Raw genomic sequence first — 20,908 nt, forward strand, 5'->3', positions numbered from 1 at the left:
CCTCAGCGCCGCCGGTGAAGCGCTATCTACGGTCCGCAAACAAAACCCGCAAGAGAAAAACTCGCCTGAAGATCAAAAAAGTGCTTCGAGACACGTCCGGCACGCCGGCGCAGCCAACCAGGTAACTTCTTGTCGTGCGCAACCCTGCGCCGCGCAATCACACGATCTCGCCGCCACCACGGTTTCTGGACACGACTCCGACCGCACCGTAACTAGCTAGCATGACCGAGCGAACTTCTCAGATAGCGCCGACTTCAAGAACTACATCCGGATGGTCCGTCGGGGCCGCTGTCATCGCGGCAGTCGTTCTTCTCCCCATCGTCGCCGTCATCTGGATGGCCCTGCATCCCACGCAGGACATATGGCGGCATCTCGTCTCGACCACCCTGCCCCGGTATCTGGGAAACTCAATCCTGCTGATGGCAATGGTCGGGGTCGTCACGGGGGTGGTCGGCACCACGGCAGCCTGGATGGTGGTGATGTACCGCTTCCCGGCGTCTCGCTGGCTAGAGTGGGCGCTGCTGTTCCCGCTGGCCGTCCCCGCTTATGTCGGTGCCTACGCGCTCGTCGATTTCCTCGAATATGCCGGCCCCGTGCAGACAGGTCTTCGGGCGCTGGCGGGATGGGAGAGCGCCCGCGACTATGCCTTCCCGGAGGTCCGCTCCAGGGGCGGCGCAGTCATCGTAATCTCCGCCGCACTCTATCCATACGTCTATCTCCTGGCGCGGGCGGCCTTTCGCGAGTTGTCCGCGCAGAGCTTCGAAGTCGCGCGCGCCCTAGGTGCAGGGCATGGATCTCGTTTCCTTCGCGTTGGACTGCCCTTGGCACGGCCCGCCATCGCTGCCGGCATGGCGGTCGTGATGATGGAAACGATCAACGATTTCGGCGTGGTCGACTATTTCGGTGTTCAGACGCTGACCACTGGCATCTTCACCGTGTGGCTTGAGCAGGGAAACCCCGGCGGTGCGGCGCAGATTGCCTGCGTGATCCTCATGCTCGTCCTGGTTCTTGTCACGCTCGAAAAGATCTCGCGCCGCCGGTCGCGCTTCTACGCCATGACCCGGTCCGAGCGGCGCCCTACCCGCACAAGGATCCGCGGCCTCGCGGGCGCCGCGGCAACCACCTTCTGTGCGATCCCCTTCGCCTTGGGCTTCGGGCTGCCGGTGTCGATCCTCTTTGGCCACGCGGCGAACGAGGCGGATCGATGGCTCGATCCCGGCCTGGTCCAGGCTGCGCTACACTCCTTCACGACAGGTGGGGCCGCGGCCGCATTGACCGTAGGAGCGGCAGTCTTTCTCGTCTACGGGGTGCGCCTGTCCGGGCGCGGCCTTCCGCGGCTTCTGATGCCTGCGACGATGATCGGCTACGCCGCCCCCGGAGCAGTACTTGGCATCGGCCTGCTCCTGCCACTTGCCTGGTTCGACAATCGTGTTGCCGATCTGATCGTATCGCTGGGGGCGCCTGACCCCGGGTTGCTCCTTACCGGGTCGGCGGCCGCGATCGTGCTCGCCTATTTCGTTCGGTTCTTCGCCATCGGCCAAGGCGCCACGGACGCCGCGATGGGGCGGGTGTCGCCTAGCCTGCCCATGGCAGCACGCGCGCTCGGACGGACCGCCGGCGGAACACTCGGCGCGGTTTACCTGCCGCTGATGAGAGGATCGCTGGCGACGGCGCTTCTTCTTGTCTTCGTGGACGCGGTGAAGGAGCTGCCGGCAACGCTCCTCCTGCGACCGTTCAACTACGATACGCTAGCCACCCGCGTATACGAGCAAGCTTCGCTCGAACGGATTGGTGACGCAGCGCCGGCCGCGCTTCTCGTGACCGCCGCCGGCGTGATCGCGGTGGCAGCCCTCGCCCGCGCGAACCGTTGAGTTGCGCCACACATGACCCAGGAAGGACGACGCATGCAGGATGCAGAACGCGCGCTGAAATTGCAGATCATTCAGACATGCCTCGACATGGACCGCCGCGGTCTGAACCAGGGCACGTCGGGGAACGTTTCGGCAAGGTGGGGCGACGGGTTGCTCGTGACACCCTCCGGCCTCTCCTATGCGACGATGGCACCCGAGGATATCGTCTTCGTCGGGATGGACGGCACCGCATCTGGCCGGCACGCGCCCTCGTCCGAGTGGCGCTTTCATCGGGACATCCTGCGAGATCGCCCGGATCTGAGCGCGGTCATCCACGCCCATCCCACCTATGCGACGGCGCTGGCCATGCTGGGCGAGGCCATTCCGGCCGTACATTATATGATCGCCGCTGCCGGCGGTTCGACGATCCGCTGCGCACCCTATGCGACCTTCGGAACCGGAGAGCTGTCACGCCACGCGCTTGACGCGCTTCAGGACCGGACGGCTTGCCTGCTCGCCAACCACGGCCTCATCGCCTGCGGACCCTCCCTATCCCGCGCCCTTTGGTTGGCTGAAGAGGTTGAAACACTCTCGCGCCAGTACGCTATCGCACGCCAAATCGGCACTCCCGCGATTCTGCCCGATGAAGAGATTGCGCGCGTGCTGGAGAAGTTCGCGACCTACGGCCCGCGGTCAAAGGACTGAACGACCGAAGGAAGATGACATCACGCCATCTTGCCTGCCGACGCTGCCTCTAATCCGGACGGAGCGGCGGATGACGCCTCTTCCCGATTTCCCCCGCCTGCGGTCGCAATCGTGCCACTGAATGCATGGGCTGCCGTCTCGAGCGCCTCACGTATGAGGACCAGCAGATTTGGAACATCGACCGGCTTCGTCATGCGCGTGCGACAGGACAAGTCGCGAGGAAGGGCAAGCGCTGACGGCGCGTGGCCGGTGACGAAGATATACGGGACACATTGCGCTTGAAGAGTCCGTGCGAGGCCGAAACTGTTCAGACCCTGCCCCAGTTCAATGTCGAGCAGCGCGAGGTCGACGTCTCCGGCAATGATTGCGGCTTCAGCAACGGCGGGGCACCGCACGGGTCCCGAAACGACGAAACCCCGCTCTTCCAGCGTCATTGCCAGATCGACGCCGAACAGCGCTTCATCTTCGACAAGCAGAATCCGGGATTCTGCCATGCTATGAGTTCCCATCGCATACTCCTTGCAGCGTGACCCGTAGCATTCTGGAATGACCAGCCCTGTCGTCGGGTGGCCTGTCCTTGACCAATCGTAACAGGGTCCGGCAGGGGAAAGGGTAAACAACAGCCACTTTCTCGAAAGTTTTCTCGGCCCCTCCCGCGGCGCAAGATCATACCGAGAAAGCACCGGTCGCGTGATTTCCTTCCCGCCGTTCCGGCGGACGGAGCCGACAACCGCCCCCGCCCCTAAGGCACTCCGTCGACAGGAACAGCTTGCGCACGATGCGAGGCCGCTGACTGCAAATCAGAACGGCCCGCCTCGTTTCCGGAGCGGGCCGTCAATCTTGCGAGCGAACCAAAAGGTCAGAGAGGCTGGAGATCGCCAGCCGACTCGCGACCGTCCCGGTTCGAAACCAGCTCGTAAGCGATCTTTTGGTTGTCGGCGAGTCCCGTCAGCCCGGCGCGCTCTACGGCCGAAATGTGGACGAACACGTCTTTTCCGCCCTCATCGGGAGCGATGAATCCGTAGCCTTTGGTGGTATTGAACCATTTGACGGTGCCAGTGGGCATACCAGTTCTCCGTGTCTTGACCGCTCGTCAGCGGCCCTTATTGCAGCCAGGGTCTTCCAGTTCAGGCTGCTCCAGGAGCATGTGCCTTGGAAAGAATGACGATCTAAGCCTAACCGCGAATCAGATCGCCATTGCAAGAGAAGTCTTTGCGAAAGGATGAATGTGAATATGCAGCTATACGGAATCCCCACCTGCGACACCTGCCGCAAGGCATTGAAGGCCCTGAACGAAGCCGGGCGCGACGTGACCTTCGTAGACGTCCGTAAAGATGGCTTGCCGCAGGGGAAGGCCGAGCGCTTTCACGAGGCGTTCGGACCCAAGATCGTGAACCGTCGCTCAACGACCTGGCGCCAGCTGTCCGAAGCCGAGCGGGAAGGCGAAGCGGTGGAGTTGATCGTCGCTCAGCCGACCCTGATGAAGCGCCCCGTCATCGAGGACGGCGAGGCGCTTTATCTCGGGTGGACAGCAGAGACGCGCGCGGCTCTTCGGAACTGAAGCGCACGCCCCCCGATCAACGCAGGTCCGGGGGCGTCGCCTCGGATGCCAGAAGCGTCACGCATTCGTCCAGCGACATGGTCTTCTGGTGCTTGTCACCCAAGCGGCGCATCGAGACCGAGCGCTCCTCGACCTCGCGCGCCCCAAGCGCCAGGATCGCCGGCACCTTCGCCAGCGAGTGCTCGCGGACCTTGTAGTTGATCTTTTCGTTGCGTGTATCGACCTCGGCCCGCAGCCCCGCCTTGCGTAGCCCCGCGACCACCTCGTGCGCGTAGGAATCCGCGTCCGACACGATGGTCGCCACGACCACCTGCCGCGGCGCGAGCCACAGCGGAAGCCGGCCAGCGTGGTCCTCAATCAGGATGCCGATGAAGCGTTCAAAGCTGCCAAGGATCGCGCGGTGCAGCATGACCGGCCGGTGCTTGGCGCCGTCCTGCCCAATATAGGTTGCATCCAGCCGTTCGGGCAGCACGAAATCCACCTGCAGCGTGCCGCATTGCCAATCCCGTCCGATCGCGTCGGTCAGAACGAACTCCAGCTTCGGCCCGTAGAAGGCGCCCTCCCCTGGGTTCAGTTCGAAGGCATAGCCGGCAGCCTCGGTCGCGGTCTTCAGCGCCGTCTCGGCCTTGTCCCAGACCTCGTCCGAACCGGCGCGCGTATCGGGTCGGTCCGAGAACTTGACGCGGAACTTCTGGAAGCCAAGATCGCGGTAGACCGCGGCGAGCATGTCGATGAAGTCCTTGGTCTCGGACTCGATCTGGCGTTCTTCGCAGAAGATGTGCGCATCATCCTGCGTAAAGCCGCGCACCCGCATGATGCCGTGCAGCGCACCCGACGGTTCATACCGATTGCACGACCCGAACTCGGCCATCCGCAGCGGCAGGTCGCGGTAGGATTTCAGCCCTTGGTTATAGACCTGCACGTGGCACGGGCAGTTCATCGGCTTGAGCGCGTTGACCGCCTTTTCGCGCGCATGTTCCTCGTCCACTTCGACGATGAACATGTTTTCCTGGTACTTCTCCCAATGGCCGCTCGCCTCCCATAGCTTGCGGTCCACGACTTGCGGGGTGTTCACCTCAACATAGCCGTGCTCGCGCTGGCGGCGGCGCATGTAGTCCTGCAGCGTGACGTAAATGTTCCAGCCGTTGGGATGCCAGAAGACCTGTCCCGGCGCCTCTTCCTGCATGTGGAACAGGTCCATCTCGCGGCCCAGCCGCCGGTGGTCGCGCTTGGCGGCCTCTTCCAGCATCGTCAGATGCGCGTCGAGTTCCTTCTTGTTCTTGAACGCGACGCCGTAGATCCGCTGGAGCATCTGGCGGGAAGAGTCCCCGCGCCAGTAGGCGCCGGCGACGCTCATAAGCTTGAACGCGTCCTGCGGAACCTGCCCGGTGTGCTGCAGGTGCGGCCCGCGGCAGAGGTCCTGCCAGTCGCCGTGCCAATACATGCGCAGCGGCTCGTCGCCGGGGATCGCCTCGATCAGCTCGACCTTGTAGGGCTCGCCCCGCTCTTCGTAATGGGCCACCGCCTTGGGCCGCTCCCACACCTCGGTGCGCACCGCGTCCTTCGTGGCAATGATCTCCTTCATCTTCTTCTCGATGCGGCCAAGATCTTCGGGGGTGAAGGGCTCGGCCCGATCGAAGTCGTAGTACCAGCCGTTGTTGATGACCGGACCGATGGTGACCTTCACGTCGGGCCAGATCTCCTGCACCGCGCGGGCCATGATGTGGGCTAGGTCGTGGCGGATCAGCTCGTAGGCCGCTGCATCATCATCAATGGTGTGGATGGCAATTCGGGCATCGTTCTCGATGGGCCATTGCAGGTCGAAATGCCGCCCGTCCACGCTCGCAGAAATTGCCTTCTTCGACAGCGACTTCGAGATCGAGGCCGCCACTTCGGCAGCGGTCACGCCAGCCTCGAACTCGCGCGCGTTGCCATCGGGAAATGTCAGGGAGATCTGGGCCATTGGCGCCCTCCTCGTCGGTTCGGCGCCCACGGAACGCCCGGTTGCAAGTATGTCCGCGCCGACATGGGACAGCGCACGCGACCTGTCAACAGCCGCGCGCGCCTACGGACCAATCACCCGGCGGCCCGCTCCGCCCAACCGGCGAATATTTTCTCCAGCGCGACCACGATGTAATAGAGAAGGACGCCCAGCGCGGCGAGCGCCAGAAGCACGGCGAACATCAGAGGATAGTCGCTGTTCGCCTTACCGGAATCGAACAGCGCACCAAGACCGCGACCGTGGGGCGAGACGATCTCCATCAGGTTCGTGCCGATGAAGGCCAGCGTGACCGCCACCTTCAACGCCCCGAAGAATTCAGGCAGGGTCTTGGGCAGTGCGATCTTCCAGAAGATCGTAGCCTGACTCGCGCCGAGCGCGCGCAGGATGTCACGATACTCCGGCTCCAGCGTGGACAGCCCGATCGAGATCGAGACAGCGATCGGGAAGAACGAGATCATGAAGGCGATCAGCACGGTATTGAAGTCGTGCGCGCCCACGAACATCAGCGCGACGATGGGCACCACGGTCGCCTAGGGAATCGCGTTGAACCCCACGAGCAGCGGGTAGAGCCCGTCTCGCATGGTCCGCGAGATCCCATGACCAGCCCGATCCCGGTGCCCACGATCACCGCGAGAACAAGCCCTACGACGGTCCGCCACAGCGTCTGCCAGCCCATCTTGATGAAGAGTGGCCAGTAACGCTCGTAGGCGGGGATCAGGTCGGACGGCGAGGCCATGCGGTAGTTCGGCCAGCCGTTCACCCAGACGAGCGCCTCCCACAGGACGAGGAAAACGACGATGGCGGCCACCGGCACGCCGATCTTGCGCAGGATCATGGCAGGATCTCCGGAACGGCACGCTCGGTGGGTGCGGGATCGATCCTGGCGCGATCCTCGGCCGGGGCGCGGCCTTGGGCGACCTCGATCTGGTGGCGCAGGATGTTGAGCCGCTCAGCCGCCTCGGGGGTGTAGAGGTCATCGAGCGTCCGCTTACCCGACCGGAGGATGTCCATCACGTATTGCGTGTGCGCGGGTCGAGACGACAGCACGACAACCTGATCCGCCAGGAAGATGGACTCGCGCAGGTCATGCGTGATGAGCACGCCGGTGAACGGCTCCTTGTCCTTCACCTCCAGAAGGGTCTGCCAGAGGTCTTCGCGCGTGAAGGCATCAAGCGCACCGAACGGCTCGTCGAGGATCAGGACCTCGGGCTTGTGGACCAGCGCCCGGCACAAGGACGCCCGCTGCCGCATCCCGCCCGACAGTTCCGAGGGCCGCTTATCCTCGAACCCCTCCAGCCCAACGAGCTTCAGAAGATACCGCGCCCGCTCCTGCTGGTCGGCCTTCGACATCTTCGTCGGCACGATCTCAAGCGGTAGCATCACGTTGGCGAGGATCGTCCGCCACTCCAGCAGGACGGGGTTCTGAAATGCCATTCCCACGGTCGCGCGCGGCCCGGTCACGGGCTCGCCATGCAGCCGGACCATACCCTGATCCGGCCGCATCAGGCCAGCGACGAGGCGGGTCAGAGTGGACTTTCCACAGCCCGACGGGCCGACAACGGCGGTGAAGCCGCCCGCCGGGACGCTCAGTTCAAGCCCGTCAAGCACGGGAAGCGGTCCGTCGCCTGTGCGGTAGGCGTAGCGGACGCCTTCGTTTTCTATAAGATCTGTCATGCGTCGGGGCGCCGCCACGGGCGCCCCCCTTTCTCAGTCCAGCGTGAATTCGGCCTCGGGCAGGTAGGCGTCGGTGAACACGTCTGGCGAAGGCTCTCCCCGGAATTCGTAGGTCGTCGCGATCTGCTCAAGCGCACTGTCGAGCCGCGTCGGGTCGATGATGCCAAAGCCGTTTTCCTTCACCCAGTCGGTCAGGACGTTCTGGTCGATGGACAGCTGCAGCCGGCGCTGCTCCAGTTCGGCATCGGCGGCGGGGTTTGCCTCCAAAAGGAATGCAGTCGCAGCGGCCGGGTCGGCGATCGCGTCTTGCCAGCCCTCTGCCACGGCCGACAGGAACCCCTTGAGCGCATCCTCGTTCTCGGCGGCCCAGTCGGTGTTGGCGATGATCGCGTTGCCGTACAGGTCAACGCCGTGGTCGGCCATCAGAAGGACCGAGATGTCGTCCTCGGGGATGCCGAGGCGCGAGAGATTCAGGAAGGACGTGAACGAGAAGCCGGTGATCGCGTCGACCTCGCCCTCGGCCAGCATAGGCTCGCGCGTGGGAAAGCCGACCGGCTCGACCGTGATCGCCTCCATGTCGAGGCCGTTTTCAGCGACGAAGATGGGGAACTGCGCCCAGGCACCATCGGGCGGCGGCGCACCGAGCCTCTTGCCATCGAGGTCGGCGGGTGCCTCGACGCCTTGCGAGACTCAGCCGATGACGGCGAAGGCTGGCTTGTCGTAGATCATCATGACCGCCTTGACCGGCGCGTCGGGATTCTGGTCCACGAACTTGATCAGCGAATTGATGTCGGCAAAGCTCACCGGAAATGCGCCGGTGGCTACCTTCGGGATCGCATCGAGCGAGCCCGTGCCGGCCGAGATTTTGACCTCAAGCCCCTCTTCCGCGAAGTGCCCATTCTCGGCTGCCGCGAAATAGGGCGCGGCGGGGCCTTCGAACACCCAATCGAGCGCGAACGGAACCTGCTGCATATCCTGCGCGGCGGCGGTTGTCGCCGTCGCGGCGAAGGCCAGTGAAATGATGGTTCTGAAGGCCATGTTTCTCCCCTCTCGGCTCCAGTCGCATCAAGCCGAGCCGGCATCCGACTGTCACGCGCGGGTGGTCCCGCCGCCGGTCCGCGGGTGCGCTTGCTCATCCAATGGGCACGTCAGCAAGACAGCGTCCGTTTTTTTCAGCACACGCACGATGGATGCGAAGGACCAGGTTCTCGGTGTGTATGAAGCAACGCTTGGATTAGGCGGTCCCGCGACCTTCCGGTGACTTCCGCGCAGCCGCGCCCCCGAGCCGGAGCAGGAGGTGGCTGATGCCGGCATGACGAGACCCAGAGGGCAAGCGCCACGGAGATTTTGAACGACTACCTGCCGAAGGGTGACACGCTGTTAGATGCGGCTTTTTCGACGCTCGATCAGGGGGACATGGGCGCGGACCGCGCCGCCTAAACTGCGGAACGCGGTGCCAGCGTGGCGTCGCGTGCAGCTGGCGATCCTCCGGTCGATGATCAGGTATAGCGGTGCGTGCACCGCATGCGGACCGCCCATTAGCGACCTGACAGTCCCGGCCGCTTCAATGATCTTGGGCGGGTGATGCATACCGCGACCGACAGCGCCCAAATCGCCTCCTTCAGACGTGACGCCGAATGGCCGAACTCCACATGACAAAGCTCGGCGCGCTCTCAGTCGACTTGGCCTCAGCACGGCCACCAAGCCCCGCCGAAATTCCTGAACGCCGACATCCATGGTCGCCTGTGGCTCCGGTCGCACCCGATCCCGGGCGAGACCCTCGGCAGCTGTATGCCCCGAAAGGGAGCCGGCGACAGGCTCCCGCAGAGCACTGTCCTGCTCCCTATAATCCAGGTCCCAAACTCAGCGCCGCACCGCTTGCGCGCGAAAATCACGGAACCGTCAGCCCCTCCATCGCTTGGTGCTTCAGACAATAACGAATTGGCTGTCGTAAGGGCTAGGACATGAAATCTCTAATTTATCTGATCGGCCTCGTGGTCGTCATTCTTGTCGTCATCAACGTCGTGGCATGAAGGAGGCACTGAGATGACCGATTCCAACACCAACGCGCGCAATGTCGGTAAAGAAGCCGGCAAAGACGCAAAGCGCTCCGCCGAGCGACTGGCCGAAGACGCACGGTCGACCGCGGAAGACTTGAGCGGTCGCGCCCGCGAAGAGGCCTGGTCCCAGGCCGAGCGTGCCCGTGGCGGCGTCGCAACCGAGATGTCCGGCATCGCGGACGCGCTGCGCAAGGCCGCGCAGGAGATGCGCTCCGGCTCTCCGCAAGAACGGACCTTTGGCCAGATCGCCGAATCGCTCGCGGATGCCTCTGACACCATCCGCGACCGCGACGTAGGCGAGCTTGCCAGCGATGTCAGCCGCTTTGCGCGGCGCAACCCGCTGGCCTTCCTGGGCGGCGCGGCGCTCGCCGGTTTCGCGGTTACGCGCTTCGCCAAGGCCTCGGCGCCCGGTTCACGCGGAACTGACATCGGGGCGACAGCTCGCCCTGAAGGCGGCTCCGCACCCAGCGGCGCGCCCGGCAGCGAGAACATCCCTGCGCCGGCAACGACCCCGGCCACCACCACGCCCGGCACCGGCGCCAGCGCGACCGCGACGCCGTCGCCCACCGCAACGAAGACGACGGGAGATTACTGATGGCACACACAGAAACCCACACCGACGACCACACCGGTACCGAGCACGGCACGCGCCGCCAGCTTCGTGACACCGGAAGCCTGCTCGGCGATGCGCTGCAGCAGGTCGTCGCGCTCGTCCGCGGAGAAATGAACCTCTTCCGGGCCGAGATGGACCAGAACATGCGCAAGGCCGTTGCGGCCATCGGCATGATCGTGGCCGGCATCGTGATCATGCTCGTGGCGCTGAACGTGCTTGCGGCTGCGCTGGTTGATGCGCTTGCTTCGCTCGGCCTCGACGCCGGCTGGGCAGCGCTGATCGTCGGCGTGGTCTTTGCCATCATCGCGGCGATCCTTGCCAGCAAGGGCACCAAAGATCTGAAGATGACCTCCCTCGCTCCGACGCGGACCACCAAGAATGTGGAACGCGATGGCGAGGCCGTTAAGAAGGCACTTTGACATGAGCGACAACAGAACACCCGACGAAATCGAACGAGAGCTCGAGCAGAATCGCGACGGTCTTCAGAACACCCTCTCCGAGCTGCAGGACACGTTTTCGCCCGACGCGATCGTCCGTACCATCACCGACAACGTCGGCTCGCAAGGCGGTGAGTTCGGCAAGTCGATTGCCTTGGCCGCACGGGAAAACCCGCTGGCCTTGGCCGTGACCGGCGTCGGTCTGGGCTGGCTGATCTTCGGCCGTGGACCCAGTACCGACCGCATCGAGGAATCTGCGCGCCGGGCGCGTGCCGACCATCACTCCGACGACTATGACTTCGACGATGACTTTTCGCCGGCCGGCGGCCGGACGAACGCCTATGGCGGGGGTCGTCGGACCGCGTATGGTGAGGGCGCCGACGCGCATATCGGCACGCGCGGACCCGTTCCTGCGGGCGAAGGTCCGAACTGGTACTCGGACAGCCACGGCCCGACCCTGGGTCAGCGGATGCGCGCCGGGATGCACAACGCCCGCAGCGGTGCGTCGAGCACCGCAGGCCGTTTCCGTGACGGATCGTCCGAGATGGCTGGTCGGGTCCGTGAAGGGTCGTCCGAAATGGCGGGTCGCGTTCGTGATCGGTCGTCCGACATGGCCCGGCGCCTTTCGGAAGGCACCGAGCACATGAGCGAGGAAGCCCGCGAGCGCATCATGGCGGCCCGTGAACGCGCGATTCTTGCCAACGAGCAGGCCAGCCGTGGCATGCGCCGCGGTGCGGACAAGGCCACCGACTTCTTTGAAGAGCATCCGCTCGTAGCCGGCGCCCTGGCCTTTGCGGTCGGCGCGGCGATTGCCGGTGGCCTGCCCCGCTCGCGCTACGAGGACGAGCACTTCGGCGAGGAAAGCGACCGTCTCTATCACGAGGCCGAGCGCGTCTACGCCGAGGAGCGCGCCAAGGTTGAACGAGTCGCCGGCGCGGCCTTCAACGAAGCGAAGTCCGTGGGCGAGGAAGTCCGCCAGGATGCCGACAAGGCCACGCGCGAGATGAAGGACAAGGCCGACAACGAGACTCGGGGCGAAGGTTCTGCCGCCGATGCCGCCGTTGACCGGACCGAAGACGCTGTCAGCCGCGTCGCTGGCGCTGCCCAAGAGCAGGCCAAGAAAGAGAACCTGGGCGGCGGCTCGAACGACTGAGCTTGTCTGACCTGACTACCTGAATGCCCGCGCCCCACGCGCGGGCGTTTTTTGTGCACGGTCGGACGGGCTGGTGGGAAAAACTTCCACCAAGGCGCTTCCGTGCCGAACCATGTCGGAGTCGGGACGTTGGGAAGCCAGAAATGCCCTGTGACCTGCACTCGCGCGAAAGCGCGTTCGCGTTTCACGGGTTCGCGGGCTGCGACGGCTCCGCATCTAGAACAGCATCGATCGTCTTCACCGGGGGCACAGACGCCAGCCGGAGGAGGCGGACCCGACACAAAGGGAGCGTAACCATGTATCGCGACTATCTTCCTCGACGCAGCACCGTCCACCGGCCAGATCCAGAGGATGTGTGGCTCGTCGCCGGCCTCGGCGCCCTGGTCGGCATCGCCGGGCTGACCTGGTACCAGGCCCGGACGCGCAACTCGGTCGACCGGCGCATCCCGGACGACGCGCCGGTGCGGACCGCCCGCAGCCAGCCGTCGCGACGGCGAAAGGTGACGGGGCGCACCATCACCATCGACCGGCCCCGCAGCGCGATCTACGACTTCTGGCGCGACTTTTCCAACCTGCCGCCCGTCATGGAGAACGTGAAAAGAATCACCGCCGACGGCGACCTGACCCGCTGGCAGATCGCCGGCCCGAGCGGCGACGTGACGCTGGTGACGGCCATCACCGAAGACGTGCCGAACGAACGGATCGAGTGGGCATCGACGGATGCCTCGGACGTCGAGACACGCGGACGGGTTCTCTTCCGCGATGCCCCAGCAGACCGCGGGACAGAGGTGACGCTGGACCTGGCCTACCGCGCCCCGGGCGGTGCCATCGGACGGGCGGTCGCCAAGATGCTCCAGGCGGAACCGCACCTGCAGGCCCGCCGCGACCTGAAGCGGCTGAAGATGCTCATGGAAACCGGCGAGATCGCCACCAACGCAAACCGCCGCTCGGCGGCCTGAGGAGGGAGTACGACATGCGCGCACTCACATGGCACGGAAAGCACGACGTCCGCGTGGACACGGTCCCCGACCCGGAGATCGTCAACCCGCGCGACGCCATCATCGAAGTCACCTCGACCGCGATCTGCGGCTCGGACCTGCACCTTTATGACGGGGTTATCCCGGGCATGAAGTCCGGTGACATTCTGGGTCACGAGTTCATGGGCCGCGTCGTCGAGACGGGCTCGAAGAGCACGCTGAAGAAGGGCCAGCGGGTCGTGGTGCCCTTCACCATTTCCTGCGGCAGCTGCTTCTTCTGTCAGCAGCAGCAGTATTCGGCCTGCGACAACACCAACCCGGCCGAAAAGCAGGACCTGACAGAGCCGCTTTATGGACACGCCCTGTCGTCCCTCTTTGGCTATTCGCACATGACGGGCGGCTATCCCGGCGGTCAGGCCGAATATGTTCGCGTGCCGTTCTCGGACGTGGGGCCGATCGTGATCCCGGACGGGATGGAAGACGACGACGTCCTGTTCCTTTCGGACATCCTGCCCACCGGCTGGCAAGGTGCGCTGAACGCCGACATCAAGGAAGGCGACACGGTTGCCGTCTGGGGCTGCGGTCCTGTGGGCCTCTTTGCCGTGCAATCCGCGCTTGCGATGGGGGCGGGCCGGGTCATCGCCATCGATGAGTATCCGAACCGGCTCGCGCTGGCGAAGAAGCTCGGCGCGGAGATCATCGACTTCAAGCAGACCAACGTCATGGAGGCGCTGACCGAGATGTCGGGCGGCTTCGGTCCGGACTCGGTGATCGACGCCGTCGGCATGGAAAGCCACGGCTTCGCACCCGACACGGTGATGGACAACATCAAGCAGAATGTCGGCATCGGCGCCGACAGCGCCCACGCCCTGCGCGAGGCGATCATGTGCGTCCGCAAGGGCGGCAGCGTCTCGATCCCGGGCGTCTATGGCGGCATGGCGGACAAGTTCCCCCTCGGTGCGCTGATGGAGAAAGGCGTTCAGGTTCGCACCGGCCAGACCCACGTGCAGAAGTACCTGGACGAGCTCTTGCGCCGCATCGGCGAGGGCGAGGTGGATACGCAGTTCCTCATCTCGCATCGCCTGCCCCTCGAGCAGGCCGTCGAGGGCTACAAGAACTTCCGGTACAACCAGAACGACTGGACCAAGGTCATCCTGAAACCGGGGATGGCCGCCTGATGGCGGGCAGGCCCCTTGCCGTCGTGACCGGTGCCTCCACGGGTATCGGTCGCGAACTGGCCCGGATCGCAGCCGAAGACGGCTGCGATCCGATCATCGCCGCCGACGAGCCCGAGATCGACGCCGCCGCGCAAGAGCTGCGCGGCTCCGGCGCCGATGTCGTGGCGGTCGAGCCCGATCTTGGCACCGCAGGCGGGGTCGAAAAGCTGTGGCAGGCGCTCGAGGGGCGGCATCTCGACTACATGCTGGCCAACGCGGGGCGCGGTCTGGGCCACGCCTTCCTCGATCAGGACGAGGATGACATCGAAAGCCTGATCCACCTGAACGTCACCGGCACAACCGCGATCCTGCACCGCGCGGCGCGCAAGATGCGCGACCAGGGCGAAGGTCGCATCCTCGTCACCGGCTGATGCCGGGCAGCTACCAAGCCGTCTACAACGCGACGAAGGCATACGTGGACACATTCGCCATCAGCCTACGGCACGAGCTGAAGGACGCGGGCGTCTCGGTAACCTGCCTCATGCCCGGCCCCACCGATACCGAGTTCTTCGACCGCGCCGGCCTCGAGGACACTCCGGTGGGCGAGACGAGCCAGAAGACGGACCCGAAGCGCGTGGCGCGCAAGGGCTACGAGGCGATGGAGAAAGGCAAGGCCGCGATGGCCCCTGCCTTTGCAACGAAGGTGCAGTCAGCGTTGGCCGACATCCTGCCGAAAAGCGTGCTCGCCCGGATGCACCGCGAGATGGCCGAGCCCGAGGAGACCCCCAATGGCTGAAAAATCGCCGTCATCACCGGGGCCTCGAGCGGCATCGGTTATCGCTTGGCCGAACTGGCCGCCAAGGATGGATACGGCCTGATCCTCTGCGCCGACGAGAACAAGATCCACGACGCCACAGATAGCCTCAGGACCGATGGCGCAGAAGTCGAGGCTATGGTCGTCGACCTGTCCAGCCGCTCTGGCGTGGACGCGTTCTGGGCGGCGATCGGCGACCGTCCCGTGCACCTGTTCTGCGCGAATGCGGCCGCGCCGTGGGAGAGGCCTTCGCGGACCAGGAGTAGTCCGACATCAAGCAGCGGATCGACCTCAACATCCTGCAGACAACGACGATGCTGCACCGCATGGGACGCAAGATGCGCGGCGCGGGCGGCGGGCGCATCCTCGTCACCGGTTCTATTGCAGGCTACATGCCCGGCCCTACGACGCGGTCTACAACTCGACCAAGGCGTATCTGGACGGCATCTGCTACGCCTTGCAGGACGAGTGGCGGGACAACGAGGTCACGCTGACCTGCCTCATGCCCGGCGGCACCGATACCCCGATCTTCCACCGGGACGACAACGATCTCGGAGGCACGCGCCTCGCGAAATACCCGAAGGACGACCCCGACAAGGTGGCCCAGCGGGGCTACGAGGCGGTGTTGGCCGGAGAGCGCGGGGCGATCCCCGGATTCCACAACCGCGTCCTGTCGATGCTTTCGGGGATCATCCCCCGACCGGTCGTGGCACGCATTCACCGCACGGCGGCCGAGCCCCACGACTGACCAGAGTGCATGACACGGAACGTGCCCGTGTCCCGCCACATCCCTCAGCTGAAGTAGAGCCGCGTCGGGTTATCCACAAGCAGCTTGCGGCGCAGCTCTTCCGTCGGGGCGATGACCGGGATGCGGTCCACGAGCAGACCGTCGTCGGGCTGGTGGCTCTTCATGTTCGGATGCGGCCAATCGGTGCCCCAGAGCACCTTGTCCGGGAACCCCTCGACCAGCGTGCGCGCGAAGGGGGCAACATCGTCATAGGGCGGCCCTTCTGTCGTCAGACGCTCGGGGCAGCTGACCTTGGTCCACATCCCCTCCTGCTCCATCAGGCGCTGGAACGAAGTGAAGCCGGGGTTGTCGACGCCGGAGCCGATGTCGGGCCGGCCCATGTGGTCGATCACCACATCGCAGGGCAGATCGCGCAGGAACGGCGCCAATTCGTCGAGGTCCAGCGCTTCGAAATAGACCACGACGTGCCAGCCAAGTTCGGCCACACGCGCCGCCAGCCGAGCCGAAACGTCCTGCGGGTCCGGGTCCACCAGCCGCCGCACGAAGTTGAACCGGATGCCCCGCACGCCGGCCGCATCCATGTCCCGCAATGCGTTGTCCGAAATCTCGGGATCGACCACGGCAATGCCGCGGCAATTCTCGGGATCGTTCCGCAGCGCGTCGAGAAGCGCCGCGTTATCGCGACCGTGGCAGCTTGCCTGCACGATCACGTTTCGCGACAGGCCCAGGTGGTCGCGCAAAGCGAACAGCTTTTCCTTCGGCGCGTCCGACGGTGTGTATTTCCGTTCGGGCGCGTAGGGGAAGCGGTCACCGGGCCCGAAGACGTGGCAATGTGCGTCCACCGCTCCCGCGGGCGGCGTGTAGTCGGGGCGCTTGGGCTCAGGATGCCAGGTCGGCGGGTCGATTTTCATGAATGCTCCACAACTGGATGACGATGGCCGTCAGCAGGGCCAGAGCCGCCGCAAGGGCCACGAGGCTCGGGCCGCCGCCCACGGGAAAGACCAGCGACACGGTGGACAGGATCGCGACCACCGCAAAGCCCGCTCGGTGCGCCGCGCGCAGCGGGACCATCATCCACCCTGTCAGCGCAGTCCCGGCCGCGAAGGTACCCGCAAAGGCGGCGACGGTCGCCAGAGCGATCCCCATCGGCGTGCCGATCAGCAAAAGCTCGGGGGCATAGACGAAGAGGAACGGGGCCACGAGCTTGACGAAGCCCAGCCGGATGGACTCGATCGCGGTCTCGTTGGGGCTGGCGCCGGCGATCGAGGCGCCGGCATAGGCTGCCAGAGCGACGGGCGGTGTGATGGCGGACAGAAGCCCGTAATAGAAGATGAACATGTGGGCCGAGATGATCGGCAGCCCGAACTGTTCGAGCGCGGGGGCGACCAGAACGGCCAACAGCAGGTAGGCGGCTGAGGTCGGCATCCCCATGCCCAACACGAAACTGGCCACCATCGTCAGGATCAACGTCAGGAACAGGCTGCCCGCACCCATGTCGAGGATCAGCGCCGACAGCTTCAGTGCCATGCCGGTCAGCGTCATGACGCCGATCAGCATGCCCGCAATTGCCACGGCGGCGATGACGGGAAGGACGTTGCGCACCGTCTCCATCATCACCTTCACGAAGTCGACCGGACCGATCCGCGTGCCCTTCGTCAGGAGCGACACCAGAAGCGTTGCGACGATACACAAGACCGCGGCGGCCGACGGCGTGTAGCCCACGGCCAGGAACACGATCAGCGCAATCAGCGGGATCAGCAGGTGACCACGCTTGAACAGCACCTCGCGCAGTTGCGGCACGTCGGCGCCGACGGACCGCTTCAGATCATACTTACCCGCCTCTTCGCGCACCGCGACCAGCAACGCGAAGACGTAAAGCAGCGCCGGGATCAGCGCGGCTGCCGCGATGGTAGCGTAGGGCGTCTGCGTCAGCTCGGCCATGAGGAACGCAGCCGCCCCCATGACGGGTGGCATGATCTGTCCGGCAGACGAGGCCGCGGCCTCGATCGCGCCGGCGACCTTGGGGCGATAGCCGGTGCGTTTCATCAGCGGGATCGTGAACGTCCCCGTTGTCACGACGCCGGCCACCGCCGATCCGTTGATCGACGAGAACATGGTGGACGAGATCACCGCCGTCAGCGCAGGTCCGCCCTGCACCCTACCCGTCAGCGCATGGGCCAGGTCAACAAAGACCTGCCCCAGCCCCGTCTTGAGCAGAAGCGTCCCGAGGAACGAGAACAGCAGAATGTACTGCGCCGCGACGCCCATCGGCAGGCCGAACAGGCCCTCGGTCCGCAGGAACAGGTTCGATGTTACCCGCCCCAGCGAATAGCCCGCGTGCCCATAGGTGCCGGGGATGTGGCTGCCAAAGAAGGCGTAGGCCAGCGCCAGCACGCCCAACCCCACCATGACCCAGCCGATCAGATAGCGCGAGACGATCAGGGCGGCGACGACCGACACCACGAACAGCACCACGTCGGTGCGATCCGCGATCCCGCCCGAACGTATGATGTCCATGTAGTTGGTCCACAGGAACGGTCCCGGGATCAGCACCGCCAGGGCGAGAGCGTAGAGGCACAGGCGCCACCACAGGGCCGTGCGGTCCGTGGCGACGATGATCAGTCCCGCCGAGACCGTCAGCGAGAAGAAGACCGAGCGCAGGACCAGCGCGGTAATGTTCCCGAACCAGGCCGACCAGATCACCAGCCCCACCGCCAGCGCGGACAGGATGGCCACCGCAGCGACCGTTAGGACGTATTCAGCGCGGCTCAGGCCACGGCGCGGCAGAATGACCGAAAGGTCCGACATCGGGATTCTCGAGCTGGGGAAAACTGGAAGCGGACGCGGCGATCGGTCGCCGCGTCCAAGTCTGGGACAGTCTTACTGGCCGTCGAAATACGCCTGCGCGCCGGGATGCAGGTCGATCGGGGCGTTCCCTGCCTTCTCGGCCGTGATCTTGCGTGCGGCCGGATGGACTTGGCCCAGAGCGTCGAGGTTGTCGAAAAGCGCCGCGGTGATGTTGCGGATCGTCTCTTCGTCGGCATCGGCCGAGGTAAAGAGGATCGCGGGATCACCGACGGCGGTGACGGCCTCGTCCTCGCCCTCGTAGGTGCCGGCGGGGATCTCGACGAGCTCGTAGAACGGATACTCTTCCAGCAGCCCCTCTACGTTCCCCGGCTCGACCGGGATCAGCTTGGCATCCTCGGTAGTGAACAACTCGATGAAGGCCGCCGCCGGCGTGCCGGCAAGGATGATGGTGCCCTCAAGCTGGCCGTTCTTGATGGCCGAGGTCGCCTCGGTGTAGCTCAGGAACGAGATGTTTCCCATGTTGAACGCGTCATGCGCGTCCAACAGCCGCTCGGCGAAGACCGCCGAGTTCGATCCTGGGGGACCGATCGAGATATCGAGATCGGCCAGATCCGCGACGCTCTCTGCGCCACTGTCGGCCGCTACGGCGATCTGCAGAACCGCCGGGTAAAGATACGCGATCGCGGCCACGTTCTGCGCGTCGCCCTCGAACACCCCCTGCCCATTCTTCGCCTCGTAAAGTGTGGACGCGGACGAGAAGCCCATTGTCATCTCGCCATTCGAGACGCGGCGAATGTTCTCGACCGAGGCGCCGGTCACTTCGGCATTGGCCGTGACGCCCTCGAGCTCGCGGCTCAAGAGATCCGCCATGCCCGCGCCGATGGCGTAGAACACGCCGCCGGTGCCGCCGGTGCCGATGGAGACGCGCTCCTGCGCGGCGGCGGGCAAGGTCACGGATAGTGCAAGACAGGCGGCAAGGCTCAGTCTGGTCAGCATTACTATTCCTCCCATTGGAATCGGGCCGCGCCGAAAGGCATGGCGTTGCTCGTGCGATCCTAGAACCGTGCCCCTTCCTTAAGCCAATTCATTTACTTTCCCTGACGGGCAGCATTATTCAGTTTACGCAACATCGAAACAACTGGACGACGCTGTGCTCGACCCCGTGCCCAACCTCAGACACCTCGCGGGGATCGTCGGAATTGCCGAAACCGGCACCTTGTCTGCGGCCGCGGATCGCATCAGCCTGTCGCAACCTGCGCTGACACAGGGCCTGTCCCGGATCGAGGCGCGGCTCGGCATCGCCCTGTTCCAGCGAATCGGCACCGGGATGAAACCCACCGAACCGGGCGAGCTTTACGTGCGACGGCTGCGCCGCGGCTTTGGGTTTCTGCAACGGGCGGCCCGCGCCGTGGGGCGCCCGCATCTTTGGCAACTGGTCACGGTCGCCCAGCTGCGCGCGCTGATCGCTGCAATCGAGCGGGGCGGGTTTCGGCCGGCTGCGATCCACCTGGGGCAGCGGGTCTCCACCATCAGCCGCGCCTGCCGGGACTTGGAAACCCTCGGCGAGACCCGCTTTTTCGAGACGACCTCGCGCGGGCTCAGTCCGCGTCGTCAGGCCGAAACCTTCACGCAGCTCGCGCAGCTTGCTCTTAACGAGTTCCGCCAGGCCGAGCGCGACGTGCGGGGCTGGCAAGGCAGTTTCGAAGGGCGGCTCGACATCGGATGCCTGCCCCTGGCGCAGACGGCGATCCTGCCCGCAGCTCAGAACGCCTTCGCCCTGGAGTATCCGGGCATTGCCCAACGTGTGGTGGACGGCCTCTACCGTGCGTTGGCGCGCGACCTGTTGCGCGGCACGCTCGACCTGATGATCGGAGCGCTGCGAGGCAGCGACTTGCCGGATGGCCTGACGCAGGCAGAGCTGTTCGCGGACCACCTTTGGATCGTCGCGCGCCCCGGTCACCCGCTGGAAGGGGTGTGCGACCTGGGCGAAGCGGATCTGGCCCTGTTCCCCTGGGTCGCCCCCCGCGCCGGCGCTCCCGCCAGGGCGCAGTTCGACCGTCTGCACGGCGTTCTCGCACGCGCCCCCGGCGTGCCGTCGCCGATCGAGACGGGATCACACTCTGTCATGAAGGGCCTGCTGATCGGCTCGGATCGGCTGACGGTGGTGTCGAGGATGCAGGTGAAGCACGAGGTTTCCTCGGGCGCGCTCATCCGCCTGGACGCGCCCGTGCACGACGAGGCGCGGTCCATCGGCTACACGCACCGAAACGATTGGATGCCCAGCGTCCCTCAGGCCCGGTTCCTCGACATCCTGCGCGAAACGGTGGCCCGCGCGTGATGCCCGATGCC

Annotated in this window: 20 protein-coding genes and 3 pseudogenes; 14 read left to right on the plus strand and 9 right to left on the minus strand. The window is 65.2% G+C overall.

Annotation, left to right across the window (positions count from 1 at the left end; all coding sequences use genetic code 11):
• The 3 genes from ACFDS3_RS04355 to ACFDS3_RS04365 all read left to right on the plus strand — a co-directional run.
• Positions 1-220 (plus strand): hypothetical protein (locus ACFDS3_RS04355; protein WP_375261123.1); only part of this gene is annotated, 220 nt, incomplete at its 5' end.
• A 1-nt stretch (position 221) separates the two neighbouring features.
• Positions 222-1,871, plus strand: coding sequence for an ABC transporter permease (locus ACFDS3_RS04360; RefSeq protein WP_375261124.1), 1,650 nt, complete (start codon positions 222-224; stop codon positions 1,869-1,871).
• A 33-nt stretch (positions 1,872-1,904) separates the two neighbouring features.
• Positions 1,905-2,555 carry a class II aldolase/adducin family protein gene (locus ACFDS3_RS04365; RefSeq protein ID WP_375261125.1) on the plus strand — a complete coding sequence of 217 codons (651 nt, stop codon included), beginning with the start codon at positions 1,905-1,907 and terminating at the stop codon, positions 2,553-2,555.
• A 20-nt stretch (positions 2,556-2,575) separates the two neighbouring features.
• On the opposite strand, the gene ACFDS3_RS04370 is transcribed toward ACFDS3_RS04365, so the two are convergent.
• Both ACFDS3_RS04370 and ACFDS3_RS04375 read right to left on the minus strand, forming a co-directional pair.
• Positions 2,576-3,175 carry a hypothetical protein gene (locus ACFDS3_RS04370; protein WP_375261126.1) on the minus strand — a complete coding sequence of 200 codons (600 nt, stop codon included), beginning with the start codon at positions 3,173-3,175 and terminating at the stop codon, positions 2,576-2,578.
• A 239-nt stretch (positions 3,176-3,414) separates the two neighbouring features.
• Positions 3,415-3,621: a cold-shock protein gene (locus ACFDS3_RS04375; protein WP_375261127.1), complete on the minus strand. Its 207-nt coding sequence runs from the start codon at positions 3,619-3,621 to the stop codon at positions 3,415-3,417.
• A gap of 168 nt (positions 3,622-3,789) precedes the next feature.
• Here ACFDS3_RS04375 and ACFDS3_RS04380 point away from each other — a divergent pair, with 168 nt between their 5' ends.
• Complete coding sequence (locus tag ACFDS3_RS04380) at positions 3,790-4,116, plus strand: ArsC/Spx/MgsR family protein (protein WP_375261128.1); 327 nt, start codon at positions 3,790-3,792, stop codon at positions 4,114-4,116.
• A 16-nt stretch (positions 4,117-4,132) separates the two neighbouring features.
• Here ACFDS3_RS04380 and thrS read toward each other — a convergent pair whose 3' ends face one another.
• The 4 genes and pseudogenes from thrS to ACFDS3_RS04400 all read right to left on the minus strand — a co-directional run bounded on the left by thrS (position 4,133) and on the right by ACFDS3_RS04400 (position 8,830).
• Positions 4,133-6,079, minus strand: a complete 1,947-nt coding sequence (thrS, locus tag ACFDS3_RS04385) for a threonine--tRNA ligase (protein ID WP_375261129.1) — start codon at positions 6,077-6,079, stop codon at positions 4,133-4,135.
• Positions 6,080-6,192: 113 nt separating this feature from the next.
• Positions 6,193-6,953, minus strand: a pseudogene (locus ACFDS3_RS04390) (ABC transporter permease).
• Positions 6,950-7,792 (minus strand): ABC transporter ATP-binding protein, encoded by an 843-nt coding sequence (locus ACFDS3_RS04395; RefSeq protein ID WP_375261130.1) that lies wholly within the window; start codon positions 7,790-7,792, stop codon positions 6,950-6,952. The pseudogene ACFDS3_RS04390 and the gene ACFDS3_RS04395 overlap by 4 nt, the downstream one beginning before the upstream one ends.
• A gap of 33 nt (positions 7,793-7,825) precedes the next feature.
• Positions 7,826-8,830 (minus strand): annotated as a pseudogene (locus ACFDS3_RS04400) (ABC transporter substrate-binding protein).
• 1,008 nt (positions 8,831-9,838) lie between these two features.
• On the opposite strand from ACFDS3_RS04400, the gene ACFDS3_RS04405 reads away from it, so the two are divergent.
• The 9 genes and pseudogenes from ACFDS3_RS04405 (at position 9,839) to ACFDS3_RS04445 (ending at position 15,751) form a co-directional block, all read left to right on the plus strand.
• Positions 9,839-10,447 carry a hypothetical protein gene (locus ACFDS3_RS04405; RefSeq protein WP_375261131.1) on the plus strand — a complete coding sequence of 203 codons (609 nt, stop codon included), beginning with the start codon at positions 9,839-9,841 and terminating at the stop codon, positions 10,445-10,447.
• On the plus strand, positions 10,447-10,884 hold the full coding sequence (locus ACFDS3_RS04410; RefSeq protein WP_375261132.1) for a phage holin family protein: 438 nt from the start codon (positions 10,447-10,449) through the stop codon (positions 10,882-10,884). Before ACFDS3_RS04405 ends, ACFDS3_RS04410 begins: the two co-directional genes overlap by 1 nt.
• A 1-nt stretch (position 10,885) precedes the next feature.
• The gene (locus tag ACFDS3_RS04415) at positions 10,886-12,055 is read left to right on the plus strand and encodes a DUF3618 domain-containing protein (protein ID WP_375261133.1); all 1,170 of its coding nucleotides are present in this window, start codon (positions 10,886-10,888) and stop codon (positions 12,053-12,055) included.
• A 296-nt stretch (positions 12,056-12,351) separates the two neighbouring features.
• Entirely contained in the window at positions 12,352-13,014 is a 663-nt protein-coding gene (locus ACFDS3_RS04420; RefSeq protein ID WP_375261134.1) for an SRPBCC family protein, read from the plus strand.
• A gap of 14 nt (positions 13,015-13,028) precedes the next feature.
• Entirely contained in the window at positions 13,029-14,210 is a 1,182-nt protein-coding gene (locus ACFDS3_RS04425) for a zinc-dependent alcohol dehydrogenase (protein ID WP_375261135.1), read from the plus strand.
• Positions 14,210-14,620: an SDR family NAD(P)-dependent oxidoreductase gene (locus ACFDS3_RS04430; RefSeq protein WP_375261136.1), complete on the plus strand. Its 411-nt coding sequence runs from the start codon at positions 14,210-14,212 to the stop codon at positions 14,618-14,620. Before ACFDS3_RS04425 ends, ACFDS3_RS04430 begins: the two co-directional genes overlap by 1 nt.
• A 44-nt stretch (positions 14,621-14,664) precedes the next feature.
• On the plus strand, positions 14,665-14,985 hold the full coding sequence (locus ACFDS3_RS04435) for a hypothetical protein (protein ID WP_375261137.1): 321 nt from the start codon (positions 14,665-14,667) through the stop codon (positions 14,983-14,985).
• A gap of 45 nt (positions 14,986-15,030) precedes the next feature.
• A pseudogene (locus ACFDS3_RS04440) lies at positions 15,031-15,192 on the plus strand (oxidoreductase); the annotation flags it as partial.
• A gap of 268 nt (positions 15,193-15,460) precedes the next feature.
• Positions 15,461-15,751: a hypothetical protein gene (locus ACFDS3_RS04445; protein ID WP_375261138.1), complete on the plus strand. Its 291-nt coding sequence runs from the start codon at positions 15,461-15,463 to the stop codon at positions 15,749-15,751.
• A 44-nt stretch (positions 15,752-15,795) separates the two neighbouring features.
• Here the strand turns inward: ACFDS3_RS04445 and ACFDS3_RS04450 are convergent, their stop codons facing one another.
• The 3 genes from ACFDS3_RS04450 to ACFDS3_RS04460 all read right to left on the minus strand — a co-directional run bounded on the left by ACFDS3_RS04450 (position 15,796) and on the right by ACFDS3_RS04460 (position 19,555).
• Positions 15,796-16,662, minus strand: coding sequence for an amidohydrolase family protein (locus tag ACFDS3_RS04450; RefSeq protein ID WP_375261139.1), 867 nt, complete (start codon positions 16,660-16,662; stop codon positions 15,796-15,798).
• On the minus strand, positions 16,631-18,559 hold the full coding sequence (locus tag ACFDS3_RS04455; RefSeq protein ID WP_375261140.1) for a TRAP transporter permease: 1,929 nt from the start codon (positions 18,557-18,559) through the stop codon (positions 16,631-16,633). Before ACFDS3_RS04455 ends, ACFDS3_RS04450 begins: the two co-directional genes overlap by 32 nt.
• A gap of 72 nt (positions 18,560-18,631) precedes the next feature.
• Complete coding sequence (locus ACFDS3_RS04460) at positions 18,632-19,555, minus strand: TAXI family TRAP transporter solute-binding subunit (RefSeq protein ID WP_375261141.1); 924 nt, start codon at positions 19,553-19,555, stop codon at positions 18,632-18,634.
• A gap of 154 nt (positions 19,556-19,709) precedes the next feature.
• Between ACFDS3_RS04460 and ACFDS3_RS04465 the strand changes: the two genes are divergently transcribed.
• Positions 19,710-20,897, plus strand: a complete 1,188-nt coding sequence (locus ACFDS3_RS04465; RefSeq protein WP_375261142.1) for a LysR family transcriptional regulator — start codon at positions 19,710-19,712, stop codon at positions 20,895-20,897.
• Positions 20,898-20,908 lie beyond the last annotated feature (11 nt).

Source organism: Palleronia sp., assembly GCF_042089775.1.
Taxonomy (GTDB): domain Bacteria; phylum Pseudomonadota; class Alphaproteobacteria; order Rhodobacterales; family Rhodobacteraceae; genus Palleronia.